The sequence below is a fragment of the Aurantiacibacter suaedae genome, from assembly GCF_005434915.1.
GTDB classification, from domain to species: domain Bacteria; phylum Pseudomonadota; class Alphaproteobacteria; order Sphingomonadales; family Sphingomonadaceae; genus Alteraurantiacibacter; species Alteraurantiacibacter suaedae.
Genome location: NZ_SKCG01000001.1, coordinates 871,774 through 884,932 on the forward strand (window position 1 = coordinate 871,774; position 13,159 = coordinate 884,932).

Sequence of the window (13,159 nt, forward strand, 5' to 3'; positions counted from 1 at the left end):
CATGACCATCGAAGTCAAAGTGCCCGTGCTGGGCGAAAGCGTCACCGAAGCAACCGTTGGCGAATGGCTCAAGCAGCCCGGCGATGCCGTGGCGCAGGACGAGCCTATTGCCAGCCTCGAAACCGACAAGGTCGCCATCGAGGTGCCCTCGCCCGTTGCGGGCGTGATGGGCGAGCACATCGTCGCCGTGGGCGATACGGTAGAAGTGGACGCGGTGATCGCGACCGTTTCCGAAGGCGGCAGCGGTGCGGCCCCTTCGCCCTCGACCTCGCCTGCTCCGGCAGCAAAGTCTGAGGAAGCCCCGGCCGAAAAGGCCAGCGAGAAAGAAATGGAAGCGCTGCCCGATGGCTCGCCGACCATGTCGCCTGCTGTGCGCCGCGCGGTGCTCGAAGCTGGGCTCGATCCGACCACGATCAAAGGCACCGGCAAGGATGGCCGCCTGACCAAGGAAGATGTGCTGGCCGCGGCCAAGGCCAAGTCTGGTGGCGCTGCGCCTGCCGACACCGCGAATGTGCCGTCTGCCGCTCCCGCTACCGGCGGCGAGCGCAAGGAAGAGCGCGTGAAGATGACGCGCCTGCGCCAGACCATCGCCAAGCGCCTGAAGAGCGCGCAGGACACCGCCGCGCTGCTCACCACCTTCAACGACGTCGACATGACGGCGGTGATCGAGGCGCGCGAGAAGTACAAGGATGTTTTCGCGAAGAAGCATGGCGTGAAGCTCGGCTTCATGAGCTTCTTCTCGAAGGCTTCGGTACTGGCGCTGAAGACCTTCCCCTCGGTCAACGCGCAGATCGATGGCGACGAGATCGTCTATTTCGACTATGTCGATATTTCAGTGGCGGTGTCGGCCCCCAACGGCCTCGTGGTGCCGGTGGTGCGCAATGTCGACCAGCTGAGCTTTGCGGGCATCGAGAAGGCGATTGCCGAATATGGCGGCAAGGCCAAGGACGGCACGCTGACCATGGACGAGATGAAGGGCGGCACCTTCACCATCTCCAACGGCGGCGTGTTCGGCGGCCTGATGAGCACCCCGATCATCAACCCGCCGCAGTCGGCCGTGCTCGGCCTGCACCGGATCGAGGATCGTCCGGTCGTGCGTAATGGCGAGATCGTGATCCGCCCGATGATGTACATCGCGCTCAGCTACGATCACCGCATCATTGACGGTCGTGAGGCTGTCACCGCGCTGAAAACGATCAAGGAAGCGATCGAGGATCCGACCCGGCTGCTGATCGACTTGTAAGACTACCTCGCTCCCGTTTGGGCTGGGCTATCTAAGCCCTGGCCTTGTAACGGGAGCGGCAAGACCGAAGTAAGAGCAATCCTTCGAAAAGCTCTGGATGAGCGGAGTAAACATGGCAGACTATGACTTCGACGTAATCGTGATCGGTGCCGGCCCCGGCGGCTATGTGGCGGCGATCCGTGCCGCGCAGCTGGGCCTCAAGGTCGCCTGCGTCGAAAGCCGCGCCACCCTGGGCGGCACCTGCCTTAACGTCGGCTGCATTCCCTCCAAGGCCCTGCTTCACGCCAGCGAGTATTTCGACGCCGCCGCCAATGGCACCATGGCCAAGATGGGCGTCGAGGTGACCCCGAAGCTCAATCTCGATTCCATGCACGGCCAGCGCCGCGATGCGGTCAAGCAACTCACCGGCGGGATCGAGATGCTGTTCAAGAAGAACAAGGTGACCTGGCTGAATGGCCACGCCAAGTTTACGGACGAACACACCGTCGAGGTCGATGGCGAGAGCCACTCTGCCAAGGACATCGTGATCGCGACCGGCTCCTCTGTCACCCCCCTGCCCGGTGTCGAGATCGACAACGACAAGGGCGTGGTGGTCGATAGCACCGGCGCGCTCGACCTGCCTGCTGTCCCCAAGAAGATGGTCGTCATCGGCGGCGGCGTGATCGGGCTGGAGCTGGGCTCGGTCTGGCGGCGGCTCGGGGCCGAAGTCACCGTGGTCGAATTCCTTGACCAGCTGCTGCCCGGCATGGACGGAGACGTGCGCAAAGAAGCGGCCAAGATCTTCAAGAAGCAGGGCATGACGCTCAAGCTGTCGACCAAGGTCACCGGGGTCGAGGTCAAGGGCAAGAACGCCAAGGTTAGCGTCGAGCCCGCCGCTGGCGGCGAGGCCGAAGTGATCGAGGCCGATTGCGTGCTCGTCTCGATCGGGCGGCGTCCGAACACCGAGGGCCTGAACCTCGAGGCCATCGGCCTAGAAACCAACGAGCGCGGCCAGATCGAGGTCGACGGCCAGTTCCGCACCAAGGTGAAAGGCGTTCGCGCCATCGGTGATGTGGTTCCCGGCCCGATGCTCGCGCACAAGGCCGAGGACGAGGGCATTGCCGTGGCCGAATGGATTGCGGGCCAGATCGGCATCGTCAATCACGACCTGATCCCCGGCGTCGTCTACACCATGCCTGAGTTTGCAGGCGTGGGCCTTACCGAGGAAGCGGCCAAGGAGCGCGGCGCGATCAAGGTCGGCAAGTTCCCGATGCTCGGCAACAGCCGCGCCAAGACCAACCACGAGCCCGATGGCTTCGTAAAGGTGATCGCCGATGCCGAAACCGACGAGGTGCTGGGCGTCTGGTGCATCGCATCGGTGGCGGGCACGATGATCTCGCAGGCAACGCAGGCGATGGAATTCGGTGCGCTCAGCGAAGACATCGCCTACACCTGCCACGCCCACCCGACGCATTCCGAGGCGATCAAGGAAGCGGCCATGGCGGTGCGCGGCAAGCCGATCCACATGTGATCTCGTGATCAGCGCCCGCGAGCACGTCACCGCCCGACTGCCCGCGCTGCTGGCGCTTGCGCTCCCGGTGCTGGCCGGGCTCACCTATATGGCGAGCTTTGGCGCGCCCGGTGCGTATCTCGCGATTACCGTCGCGTCGCTGGTGGCCGCGCTGGTTCTGCTGGTGAGCGCCTCGCAAAGGCTGGCCACCACCACAACGCAGCGGATCGCAGCCGCTATCTGCGTGGCGCTACTGCTCCTGCCACTCGCCACCGGGCCCACCATGAACGGCATCGCCCGCTGGCTCCCGTTTGGCCCGGTGGCGCTCAACAGCGGGCTGCTCGTTCTGCCCCTGCTCGCGAGATTGGCGGCCCAGGATCTACACTACGGGCACTGGATGCTCGCGTCTGCGCTGTTCGCCGCACTGCTGCAACCGGATGCGGGAGCGTCCTTTGCCATCACCATTGCTGCGGTCGCGCTACACCATGTCATTAAGGACTGGCGCGTGGGCGTCATCGCCGTGCTCGGCTTTTTCGCCACCATCTATGCGGGCCTCCACGGCGAACTGCCCGCCGTCGCCTTTGTCGAGCGGGTGCTCGTGCAGGCGGCGGGTGACAGCGGCCCCTGCGCGCTGTTGCTGCTGGTCTGCCTGCTGGCGTCGTTCGCGCTGATGTTACTGACCGGCCCCGGCACGCGCGCCGAACGGTTTGCCTTGGCCGGATCGCTGTTCGGTTTCGCCGTCATGGCGGTGGTGAACAATTACCCCACGCCGCTTATCGGTTATGGTGCGGCCCCGGTAATCGGCTACGCTGTGGCGCTCGCATGGCCGCAAGGAGTACGCCGATGACCGTTTCCCTCTCCGATCCAACAGATGCAGCCTCCGAGGTGCTTGGCTTCTGGCTTGGCGAGGTTCCGGCCGACAAGCGCTTCGCGCAGGATGACGCAATCGATGTGAAGATCGAGCAGCGCTTCGGCCCGCTCCACAGTGAACTGGCCAAGGAGGTGCCAACCGCTTGGCACGACGATCCGCGAACCATACTCGCGGCGATCATCGTGCTCGACCAGTTCAGCCGAAACATGTTTCGTGACGATCCCGGCGCCTATGCCCAGGATGAGGCGGCGCTGGCGCTTGCGCGAGAGGCTCTCGACAGGAATTTCGATCACGGGATGACGGGCGCGGAGAAGATGTTTCTCTATATGCCGTTCATGCACTCCGAAGATCTTGCCGATGTCGAACGCTCCATCACGCTGATGCACGAGGCAGGCCTTGCCGAGGGTGAGGAATTTGCCCGTCGTCATGCCGAGGTGATCGCCCGGTTCGGCCGCTATCCCGCGCGCAACGAGGCGCTGGGCCGCGCGACCACTGCGGAAGAGTACAAGTTCCTCGACGATCATCCGATGGGCTTCTGATTTGGCCGAACTCTCCCCCTTTCACCTTGCCTTTCCGGTCCACGACCTTGCCGCAGCCCGCGCATTCTGGGGCGACGTGATGGGCTGCCCCGAAGGCCGCAGCAGCGAGCAGTGGGTCGATTTCGACTTCTACGGCCACCAGATTGTCGCCCACCTGACAGGTAAGCGTTCCGATGCGCATGAAAACCCGGTCGACGGGCATGGCGTGCCAGTGCCGCATTTCGGCCTCGTGCTGGGCATGGAGCAATGGCAGGAACTGGCCGACCGCCTCACCGCAGCGGGCACGGATTTCAAGATCGCGCCCTATATCCGCTTCAAGGGACAGCCCGGTGAGCAGGCGACGATGTTCTTTACCGATCCTTCTGGCAATGCCATCGAGATGAAGGTCTTTGCGGACCGTTCAAAACTGTTCGCCACCTCCTAGCACTTTCGTGTAGGGCGCGCCGCCATGGCTCGACGCAATCTCATGCTGAAATTCGCTCGCTGGCACATCTGGCTTGGCTGGCTGGTGGGCGTGCCGATTTTGATGTGGTGCATCAGCGGCTTGGTGATGACACTGTATCCGATAGAGGAAGTGCGCGGCGAGCACCTGCGCACCGAGGCTCCGCTGATCGACCCGCGCGGGCTGGTGTTCCCCGCCGACAGCCTGAACGAGGCGAGCGCCATTTCGCTGGTCCAGCAGGTCGACGGCCCCGCGTGGCTCGTTACCGAGGCCGATGGCGGTCGCTACCGCTATTCGGCGCGCACTGGCGAGGTGCTGCCACCGCTGATCGAAAGCGAAGCGCAGCGCGTAGCCGAGGCGGCCTATGCGGGCGACGGTAAGCTCGAAAGCGTGACCTACGTCCCCGCCGATGTCTCGCCGATGGACCTGCGCGCGCCGTTCGACGCCTGGCAGGCCCATTTCTCCGATGGCACAAACATCTACATGCGCTCCAGTACCGGCGAGATCGTGGCCGTGCGCACGGGCTGGTGGCGCCTTTATGACTTCATGTGGGGCCTGCACATTATGGATCTCGAAGCGCGCGAGGATACTTCGCACCCGGTGCTGACGGTGTTTGCCGCGCTCGCCGTGATCGGGGCGCTGCTGGGCTGCGTCCTGATGTTCCGCCGGCGCAAGGCCAAGCCCCGCTTTGGGGGGCGGGCATGATCGATCCTCTGCTGCCCCTGCTCTCGCTCGGCGGCATCGCCGTGTTTGCGCTGTCGGGGGCCTTGCTGGCCGCGCAGCTTAACCAGACCTTCGTCACCGCCTGCTTCTTCGCCCTGCTCACCGGAGTCGGCGGCGGGACGATCCGAGACGTAATGCTCGATGCGCCGGTGTTCTGGCTGGTCGATCCGCTGGTCGCGCCGATTATACTGATCAGCGCGGCGGCCGTGTGGATCACCCCGGCCAAACTGTGGGAAGGCCGCTTACTCGAATGGGCCGACGCCGCCGGCCTGGCCGCCTTCTCGACGCTGGGCGCAGGCAAGGCGCTCGCCTACGGGGTCGAACCGGTGCCCGCGATGATCCTCGGCGTGATTACGGGCTGCGCGGGCGGGATGCTGCGCGACGTGGTGGCAGGCGTGCCCTCGATCCTGATGCGGCCGGACCTCTATGTCACCCCATCGGCACTGGCAGCCGTGACGGCGGCGATTATGATGCTGTGCGGTATTGACGAGACGCTGGCGCTGCTAGTCGGCTCGGTGGTCGGCTTCACAATGCGCGCCGCCGCCCTTATGTGGAGCCTGCAACTGCCAGCCTACACCCGAGCCAGCAAGCCCGAGGCTGATCCCCCTCAGTAGCGCTCTTCTCCCGGCAGCGGACCGCCAGGATAGGCAGGCGCCGGGACACTGGCGAGATCACCGTCGATTGCGCCGCTATCGGCATCTGTGTCGTCGCCGCTGGCCTCGTAGCCGCCATAGCGCGTAGCGGCGCGCGCGCGGGTGTAGGCCTCGTTGCTCAACTGCCCAATGGCGGCAGCGGATTGGTAACCGGCCCCATTGCCAAGGTCGGCATAACCAGCGCCGAAATCGAGTGACCGCAGGCGACCATCGTTGTCGATCCAGCAGTTCCAATCCTGACCATCCGACATCCGGCCCGACACCCGCCAGCCATCGGCCCTACGCGAGGCGTCATCGACGCTCTCGACCCGCGCTGAGCCGCGTTCGGCCTGATCGACACACATATCGACCGCACGATCGATACCGCTGTCGGAATTGCGGCTGTCGCGGCGATAGTCTGAAGGGGCAGACGTGCGGCGTGGATAGCGTTCGTCGTAGCGCTCACGCGAACGTTTGGAGGCGGAGCTGGCGATAGCGGCAATCGCGCCGATCACCAGCACACCGGCGATCACGTCGCCCGTGCCTATGCCGCGATCACGGTGGCGCCGGTAGCGATCATAGCGATCATAACGGTCGTAGCGGTCATACCTATCGTAGCGATCATAGCCCCAGCCTTGCGCCTTCATATGCATCACCGGGTCCGCATGTTGGCCAAGCCCAGGCGATGCTGGCAGGTCCAGAGCACTTGCTGGCGAGGCGGCCATGGCCAGCGCGGCAAGCGAGGTCACGGCGGCAGACAGACGGATCATGCGGGCAACTCCTCCAGGAGGCTATCTCTGGGAGACTAGGCGGCTCAGACTGTCGCCAGCCTGAACCGCCCTGCCCCGCCCATGGACAACTGATTACAGGCCGCGAATGCCGCGGAAGTCCACATCGACCACCCGGCCGTTTCTCACACGGCAAGTAAAACGGCCCTCGTCCCAGCGATCGTTGCGACCGCGATAACCCGCCCGGTCCCAGCCACGCCCACGATAATCGTCACGCACCGCAATCCTGCCCTTCACCTCAAATCCGCGCCGGTTCCGGTCGATGTCGCGAATATCGGTAACTTCGGCACGGCTGCCGCTCCACCGGCGCGCCTGGCGCTCGGTCGCGCGGACGCACTGGTCAATCGCCCTGTCGGCGGTGCGCTGATAGTCATTCCAGCCCCGGCGATCATTGTACCGCCCATTGTAACGATAGTCGCGATCACGGTTGTTGCGCGAGGAGGCAAGCACGGCGGCAAGGCCCCCGAGCACGGCGACACCGGCAATGATCTCACCGGTCGAGAGGCCACCGCGATCACGGTCGTTGTGGCGATAGCGTTCCTGCGCGGCGGCAGGGCTGGCAGCAGCCATCGCCATCGCGCCTGCCGCCACGGTGGCAACAGCGCCTTTGGCGAGAGCTTTGGAAATGGCGGTCATCTGGCTTCTCCTCGGGTGGTTGAGGCCCGATGGCCTCCGATACCCAAGGTCTAAGCGAGCCACAGTGAGACGGGACTGAACTTGCGCGTTAGCTGCCGTTCAGCTTTTCAACGCATAACATGAACACCGGTACAGAGAGCCAAAAGAAAGGGGCCGGCGCATCTCTGCCCGGCCCCTTCATGTATATGTCGCTGAGACGACGAGCGCTTACGCGTCCTCGTACTCATCCTCGGTCAGCACCGGGCCCGAATCCTGGCCCTTGGCTTCGACGTCGCGGTCGACCAGCTCGATGTAAGCGATCGGAGCGGCGTCGCTGGCGCGGTAGCCGGCCTTGATGATGCGGGTATAACCACCTTCACGGTTGGCATAACGCTCGGCCAGAACGTCGAACAGCTTCTTTTCCTGCGCGTCGTCCATCATGCGAGCGTGGGCCAGACGACGGTTCGACAGGCCACCCTTCTTGGCGAGGGTGATCAGCTTCTCGACGTAGGGGCGAAGTTCCTTGGCCTTCGCCTGGGTGGTGAGGATCTGCTCATGCTTGACCAGAGCCGCCGCCATGTTGCGGAACATCGCGGTGCGGTGCTGCGACTTGCGGCTAAGCTTACGGCCGGAAATACCGTGACGCATAATTGTCTTCCTTCAGTTCGTAGGGGGGCCGTGTGAGGTACCCCAATCCCGGTGGCTCTTCAGGGGTGCCACCTTGCCCCATAATCGGCCCCCGGATCGCACCGGAGGCCGTAACTGGTTAGCCCAGCAGCTCTTGCTCGAGCTTCTTGGCCATTTCCTCGATGTTCTCGGGCGGCCAGCCAGGAATGTCCATGCCGAGGCGCAGACCCATGCTGGAGAGCACTTCCTTGATCTCGTTGAGCGACTTGCGACCGAAGTTCGGCGTGCGCAGCATCTCGGCTTCGGTCTTCTGGACCAGATCGCCGATGTAGATGATGTTGTCGTTCTTGAGGCAGTTGGCCGAACGCACCGAAAGCTCCAGCTCATCGACCTTCTTGAGCAGGTAACGGTTGAGCTGGTTGGTGTCGCTTTCCTGCGGCTCGGCAGCAACGCCGATCATCGCCGACTGCGGCTGCGGAATGCCATCCTCGAAGTGGACGAACAGCGTGAGCTGATCCTGCAGGATGCGCGCGGCATAGGCCACGGCATCTTCCGGGGTCACGGTGCCATCGGTCTCGACGGTCAGCGAGAGCTTGTCGTAGTCCAGTTCCTGGCCGACGCGGGCGTTCTCGACCTTGTAGCTGACCTGCTTGATCGGCGAATAGAGCGAGTCGACCGGGATCAGACCGATCGGAGCATCGATCGGGCGGTTCTGCACGGCGGGGACGTAGCCCTTACCCGTGTCAGCGGTCAGCTCCATGTTGAGCGTCGCGCCTTCGTCGAGGTGGCAGATCACCAGATCCTTGTTCAGCACTTCGATGTCACCGGTGACGGCGATGTCGCCGGCGGTGACTTCGGCCGGGCCGGTGACCGAAAGCTGAAGCCGCTTGGGGCCTTCGCCTTCCATCTTCAGCGCGATCTGCTTCACGTTAAGGACGATGTCGGTGACATCCTCGCGCACACCAGCCAGGCTCGAGAATTCGTGCAGCACGTTCTCGATCTTGATCGAGGTGATGGCGGCACCCTGAAGGCTGGCAAGAAGAACGCGGCGCAGGGCGTTGCCCAGCGTGAGACCATAGCCGCGCTCAAGCGGCTCTGCGACGAAGGTGGCCTTGCGCTTCTTGTCGCCGCCTTCCTTGATCTCGAGGGTGTTGGGCTTCTTCAGCTCCTGCCAGTTCTTCATGTTGACGGACATGGACTTCCCCTAAAGGTTCGTATTGGCGGCAAAGGCCGCGAACGCCGGAGAGCGCCGCGGCCGATGCGAAAAAGTGTGGTGTGGCAGGAGGCCCTGCCACGGGGCACAAGTTCGATCAGACGCGACGACGCTTGGACGGCCGGACCCCGTTGTGCGGGATCGGGGTTACGTCGCGGATCGAGGTAATCGTGAAGCCCACGGCCTGGAGGGCACGCAGCGCGCTCTCACGGCCCGAGCCCGGACCCTTGATCTCCACCTCGAGGGTGCGCACGCCATGCTCGGCAGCTTTCTTACCGGCATCGTCGGCAGCAACCTGAGCGGCATAGGGAGTCGACTTGCGGCTGCCCTTGAAGCCCATCATGCCGGCGCTGGACCAGCTGATCGCATTGCCTTGCGCATCGGTGATGGTGATCATGGTGTTGTTAAAGCTGGCGTTGACGTGGGCAACACCACTCGAAATGTTCTTCTTGTCGCGGCGCCGGATACGGCCTGGTTCGCGTGCCATTGTTCTGATTCCTCGTATTGGGACAGAAGGGAAAAGCTTGGGCTAAAAGCCTAGCTTACTTCTTCTTGCCAGCGATCGGCTTGGCCTTGCCCTTGCGGGTGCGGGCATTGGTGTGAGTGCGCTGGCCGCGCACCGGCAGGCCGTTGCGATGACGCAGGCCGCGATAGCACTTGAGGTCCATCAGGCGCTTGATGTTCATAGCGGTGTCGCGACGAAGGTCACCTTCAACCGTATATTCGCCGTCGATCGTTTCGCGAATCTGCAGGACCTCGGCGTCCGTCAGATCCTGAACGCGGCGCGAGGCATCGATGCCCAGCTTTTCCGCAATCGCTTTGGCGGTCGTCGGACCAATACCGTGAATGTAGGTAAGCGCGATGATAACACGCTTGTTGGTGGGGATGTTTACCCCTGCAATACGAGCCACTTACTTCTCCATGCTCCACAGGGGTAACTCCGTTGCCAAGGCCGCGGCGCCCCTATCTCATAGCTGCAATTATCGCCTGCCCGAAAATCAAATGACTGGGAAATGGACAACCTTGAAAGGAGCCCGCCCCGCAACCGATCATTTCGAATGAGACGAATGGACCGCGCAGATAGGGTGATTCGCGGAGTACGTCAACAGCAGATGAAGGGTCGCCGGAATGTTCCGGACCCGCAAGACGCGAAGCGCTCTGTTGGTCGGATATATACCCCAAGCGCGGGCCCGCGTCAAAACACGCGGCCCGCACCTGCTTCAGCTGGCGAGAACCCGCTCGATCGACTCGCTGACCTCGTCGATGTCGGCCATGCCGTCGATACGCGTGACAATGCCGCGCGCGTCATAGATCGGCAGGATCGGCGCGGTCTTGGCGCGATACTCGGTCATGCGCGTGCGCACGGTTTCTTCGTTATCGTCTGGGCGACGCTTGAACTCGGTGCTGCCGCACTTGTCGCAAACACCCTCGGCCTTCGGCTGCTTGAACGTGTCGTGATAGCCCTCGCCGCAATTGGCGCAGGTGAACCGGCCGGTGATGCGCTCGACCAGAGCGTCTTCGTTGACCTCAAGCTCGATCACATGGTCGAGCTTCCGGCTGTGCTTGGCGAGCAGCGCATCGAGCGCTTCGGCCTGCGCGCCGGTACGCGGATAGCCGTCGAAGATCGCGCCGGTATCTGCCCCCATTGAGGCAAGCTCTTCGTCGATCAGCGCCGAGACGATAGCGTCGGACACCAGCTCGCCGCGGTCCATCACAGCCTTGGCTTCGAGCCCAACAGGCGTCTGCGCCTTCACGGCTGCCCGGAGCATGTCGCCCGTGGAAAGCTGGCGCATGCCATGTTTGGCCACCAGACGCGCCGCCTGAGTGCCCTTACCCGCGCCCGGAGGCCCCAAAAGAATAATGTTCACGAAAGCCCCCTCACTAACCGGAGCAACCCCACGCCTGAGTCAAAAGACTCAGCGCAGGCGGCCCTTCAACTTGGCCTTCTTGATAAGGTCGCCGTACTGATGCGCAAGCAGGTGCGATTGAATCTGGCTGATCGTATCCACGGTCACGTTGACCACGATGAGCAGCGACGTACCGCCAAGGAACAACGGAATGCCCGTCTGCGCGATGCCCCACTCGGGGACCACGCAAACCACCGTCAGATAGATCGCGCCCACAACGGTGATGCGCGTCAGCACATAGTCGAGATAATCGGCGGTGCGCTTGCCCGGACGGATGCCGGGTATGAACCCGCCATTCTTCTTAAGGTTCTCCGCCGTATCCTCGGGGTTGAACACCACCGCAGTGTAGAAAAAGCAGAAGAAGATGATGCCGACCGCGTAGAGCAGCATATACAGCGGCTGCCCATGGGCGAGATACTGGTTCAGGCTCTGCACGAAGCCACCGAACTGGCTGCCCGGATCGATCGAATTGCCCGCGAACTGCGTGATCGTCAGCGGCAGCAGCAACAGCGAACTGGCGAAGATCGGCGGGATGACGCCTGCGGTGTTGAGCTTCAGCGGCAAGTGAGAGCGGTCGGCCTGCATCCCGCCCCGCTCGGTCGCGCGCTTAGGGTACTGGATCAGCAACCGGCGCTGGGCGCGCTCGAAGAAGCAGATCACCAGGATCAACGCCACGACCATGACCAGGAAGCCGCCGATAACGACCGGGCTGATTGCGCCGGTGCGGCCGCCTTCGAGTAGGTTCGAGGTGAAGGTAGGAAACTGGGCGACGATGCCCGCCATGATGATCAGCGAAACGCCGTTGCCGATGCCGCGCGAAGTGATCTGCTCACCCAGCCACAGCAGGAACATGGTGCCGCCGACGAGGTTGATGACGGCAACGATACGGAAGGTCATGCCCGGATCGACCACCGCCTGCAGGCCCGACTGCGCGCCGTAAGCTTCAAGGCCAGAAGCAAGGAACCAGCCCTGCACCGCACACAGAAACACCGTGCCATAGCGGGTATACTGATTGAGCTTCTTGCGGCCGGCTTCGCCTTCCTTCTTCAACGCCATCAGCGACGGATGAAGCGAAGCGGCCAGCTGCACCACGATCGAGGCCGTGATGTAGGGCATGACGCCGAGCGCGATGAGACTCATGCGCTCAAGCGAACCGCCCGAGAATGTGTTGAACAGATCGAGGATACCGCCGCGCGTCTGGTCATAGAGCGTTTCGAGGATCTGCGGGTTCACACCCGGTAGCGGCACGAAGCTCATGAAGCGGAACACGATCAGCGCACCGATAGTGAACCAGATGCGCTGCTTGAGTTCTGTCGCCTTGCCGAAGTTGGCAAAGCTCAGAGATGAGGCGATGTTGTCGGCGCGTGATGCCATCGGTTCTGTCTTTTGACTTCCTGACTATCCGGCCCACCCCCTGGCAAGCCCGGCAGGGTAGATAGGGGCGCGCCGGCTCTTTGTCGAACCCGCGCGCCCCTTAAAGCGGTTATTTCGCGCGCGCAGCCTTGTTGGCTTCGGCGCGAGCAGCCTTCTTTTCGTGCTCGGGAGCACCACGGTCGATCACCTCGACCGAGCCGCCAGCCTTCTCGACCGCGGCAACCGCGCCCTTCGAGGCACCGGCAACCTTGAAGGTCAGCTTGGCGGTGATTTCGCCCTTGCCGAGCAGACGCACGCCGTCCTTGCCGCCACGGGCAATGCCAGCGGCCTTCAACGCTGCGTGATCGATGGTCGCCTTGGCGTCGAGCTTGCCGGCGTCGACCAGCGCCTGGATCTGGCCCAGGTTGGCCTCGGCATAGTCCGTGCCGAACGGATTGTTGAAGCCGCGCTTCGGGATCCGCATGTGGAGCGGCATCTGGCCGCCTTCGAAGCCCTTCACGGCCACGCCCGAGCGGCTCTTCTGGCCCTTCTGGCCACGGCCCGAGGTCTTGCCCTTGCCCGAGCCGATGCCACGGCCCACGCGGATACGGCCCTTGCGGGCACCGTCGTTGTCACGGATGTCTGAGAGTTTCATAGTCTTGCACTCGCTTTCGCTTTGTTCGCGCCAAAAGAAAGGTGGCCCGGTACGCGCCCGGG

At 63.4% G+C, this 13,159-nt stretch carries 16 protein-coding genes; 7 read left to right on the forward strand and 9 right to left on the reverse strand.

From position 1 onward, the window contains the following. The first annotated feature begins 1 nt into the window (after window position 1). The 7 genes from odhB to E0473_RS04095 all read left to right on the forward strand — a co-directional run bounded on the left by odhB (window position 2) and on the right by E0473_RS04095 (window position 5,921). Window positions 2-1,243: a 2-oxoglutarate dehydrogenase complex dihydrolipoyllysine-residue succinyltransferase gene (odhB, locus tag E0473_RS04065; protein WP_137679544.1), complete on the forward strand. Its 1,242-nt coding sequence runs from the start codon at window positions 2-4 to the stop codon at window positions 1,241-1,243. A 112-nt stretch (window positions 1,244-1,355) separates the two neighbouring features. Continuing rightward, window positions 1,356-2,753 carry a dihydrolipoyl dehydrogenase gene (lpdA, locus tag E0473_RS04070; RefSeq protein ID WP_137679545.1) on the forward strand — a complete coding sequence of 466 codons (1,398 nt, stop codon included), beginning with the start codon at window positions 1,356-1,358 and terminating at the stop codon, window positions 2,751-2,753. A 4-nt stretch (window positions 2,754-2,757) separates the two neighbouring features. Then, a complete protein-coding gene (locus E0473_RS04075; RefSeq protein WP_137679546.1) occupies window positions 2,758-3,579 on the forward strand; it encodes a hypothetical protein in 822 nt (273 codons plus the stop codon). Next, on the forward strand, window positions 3,576-4,142 hold the full coding sequence (locus E0473_RS04080; protein ID WP_137679547.1) for a DUF924 family protein: 567 nt from the start codon (window positions 3,576-3,578) through the stop codon (window positions 4,140-4,142). Before E0473_RS04075 ends, E0473_RS04080 begins: the two co-directional genes overlap by 4 nt. 1 nt (window position 4,143) lies before the next feature. Continuing rightward, on the forward strand, window positions 4,144-4,566 hold the full coding sequence (locus E0473_RS04085) for a VOC family protein (RefSeq protein WP_206663415.1): 423 nt from the start codon (window positions 4,144-4,146) through the stop codon (window positions 4,564-4,566). Between the two features lie 42 nt (window positions 4,567-4,608). Then, entirely contained in the window at window positions 4,609-5,289 is a 681-nt protein-coding gene (locus tag E0473_RS04090) for a PepSY domain-containing protein (RefSeq protein WP_137679549.1), read from the forward strand. After that, window positions 5,286-5,921 (forward strand): trimeric intracellular cation channel family protein, encoded by a 636-nt coding sequence (locus E0473_RS04095; RefSeq protein ID WP_137679550.1) that lies wholly within the window; start codon window positions 5,286-5,288, stop codon window positions 5,919-5,921. Before E0473_RS04090 ends, E0473_RS04095 begins: the two co-directional genes overlap by 4 nt. Here E0473_RS04095 and E0473_RS15455 read toward each other — a convergent pair. The 9 genes from E0473_RS15455 to rplO form a co-directional block, all read right to left on the reverse strand. Next, window positions 5,915-6,709, reverse strand: coding sequence for a hypothetical protein (locus tag E0473_RS15455; protein WP_137679551.1), 795 nt, complete (start codon window positions 6,707-6,709; stop codon window positions 5,915-5,917). The genes E0473_RS04095 and E0473_RS15455 overlap by 7 nt on opposite strands. Window positions 6,710-6,802: 93 nt before the next feature. Then, a complete protein-coding gene (locus E0473_RS04105; RefSeq protein WP_137679552.1) occupies window positions 6,803-7,363 on the reverse strand; it encodes a hypothetical protein in 561 nt (186 codons plus the stop codon). A 207-nt stretch (window positions 7,364-7,570) separates the two neighbouring features. Continuing rightward, complete coding sequence (gene rplQ, locus E0473_RS04110) at window positions 7,571-7,990, reverse strand: 50S ribosomal protein L17 (protein WP_137679553.1); 420 nt, start codon at window positions 7,988-7,990, stop codon at window positions 7,571-7,573. A gap of 118 nt (window positions 7,991-8,108) precedes the next feature. After that, window positions 8,109-9,164, reverse strand: a complete 1,056-nt coding sequence (locus tag E0473_RS04115) for a DNA-directed RNA polymerase subunit alpha (RefSeq protein WP_137679554.1) — start codon at window positions 9,162-9,164, stop codon at window positions 8,109-8,111. A 115-nt stretch (window positions 9,165-9,279) separates the two neighbouring features. Further along, window positions 9,280-9,669 carry a 30S ribosomal protein S11 gene (gene rpsK / locus E0473_RS04120; RefSeq protein WP_047003266.1) on the reverse strand — a complete coding sequence of 130 codons (390 nt, stop codon included), beginning with the start codon at window positions 9,667-9,669 and terminating at the stop codon, window positions 9,280-9,282. A 55-nt stretch (window positions 9,670-9,724) separates the two neighbouring features. Beyond that, complete coding sequence (gene rpsM, locus E0473_RS04125) at window positions 9,725-10,093, reverse strand: 30S ribosomal protein S13 (RefSeq protein ID WP_137679555.1); 369 nt, start codon at window positions 10,091-10,093, stop codon at window positions 9,725-9,727. Between the two features lie 309 nt (window positions 10,094-10,402). Next, a complete protein-coding gene (locus tag E0473_RS04130) occupies window positions 10,403-11,050 on the reverse strand; it encodes an adenylate kinase (protein ID WP_137679556.1) in 648 nt (215 codons plus the stop codon). Between the two features lie 48 nt (window positions 11,051-11,098). Beyond that, on the reverse strand, window positions 11,099-12,463 hold the full coding sequence (gene secY / locus E0473_RS04135) for a preprotein translocase subunit SecY (protein WP_137679557.1): 1,365 nt from the start codon (window positions 12,461-12,463) through the stop codon (window positions 11,099-11,101). Window positions 12,464-12,572: 109 nt separating this feature from the next. Beyond that, window positions 12,573-13,097: a 50S ribosomal protein L15 gene (rplO, locus tag E0473_RS04140; RefSeq protein WP_137679558.1), complete on the reverse strand. Its 525-nt coding sequence runs from the start codon at window positions 13,095-13,097 to the stop codon at window positions 12,573-12,575. Window positions 13,098-13,159: the final 62 nt, after the last annotated feature.

Excerpts from the sequence above, each read along its gene's own strand:
- E0473_RS04080 (WP_137679547.1), top strand. The coding sequence starts at position 3,576 with ATGACCGTTTCCCTCTCCGATCCAACAGATGCAGCCTCCGAGGTGCTT.
- rpsK (WP_047003266.1), bottom strand. The coding sequence starts at position 9,669 with ATGGCACGCGAACCAGGCCGTATCCGGCGCCGCGACAAGAAGAACATT.
- E0473_RS04090 (WP_137679549.1), top strand. The coding sequence starts at position 4,609 with ATGCTGAAATTCGCTCGCTGGCACATCTGGCTTGGCTGGCTGGTGGGC.
- rplO (WP_137679558.1), bottom strand. The coding sequence starts at position 13,097 with ATGAAACTCTCAGACATCCGTGACAACGACGGTGCCCGCAAGGGCCGT.
- secY (WP_137679557.1), bottom strand. The coding sequence starts at position 12,463 with ATGGCATCACGCGCCGACAACATCGCCTCATCTCTGAGCTTTGCCAAC.
- lpdA (WP_137679545.1), top strand. The coding sequence starts at position 1,356 with ATGGCAGACTATGACTTCGACGTAATCGTGATCGGTGCCGGCCCCGGC.
- E0473_RS04095 (WP_137679550.1), top strand. The coding sequence starts at position 5,286 with ATGATCGATCCTCTGCTGCCCCTGCTCTCGCTCGGCGGCATCGCCGTG.
- E0473_RS04105 (WP_137679552.1), bottom strand. The coding sequence starts at position 7,363 with ATGACCGCCATTTCCAAAGCTCTCGCCAAAGGCGCTGTTGCCACCGTG.
- odhB (WP_137679544.1), top strand. The coding sequence starts at position 2 with ATGACCATCGAAGTCAAAGTGCCCGTGCTGGGCGAAAGCGTCACCGAA.
- E0473_RS04115 (WP_137679554.1), bottom strand. The coding sequence starts at position 9,164 with ATGTCCGTCAACATGAAGAACTGGCAGGAGCTGAAGAAGCCCAACACC.
- rplQ (WP_137679553.1), bottom strand. The coding sequence starts at position 7,990 with ATGCGTCACGGTATTTCCGGCCGTAAGCTTAGCCGCAAGTCGCAGCAC.
- E0473_RS15455 (WP_137679551.1), bottom strand. The coding sequence starts at position 6,709 with ATGATCCGTCTGTCTGCCGCCGTGACCTCGCTTGCCGCGCTGGCCATG.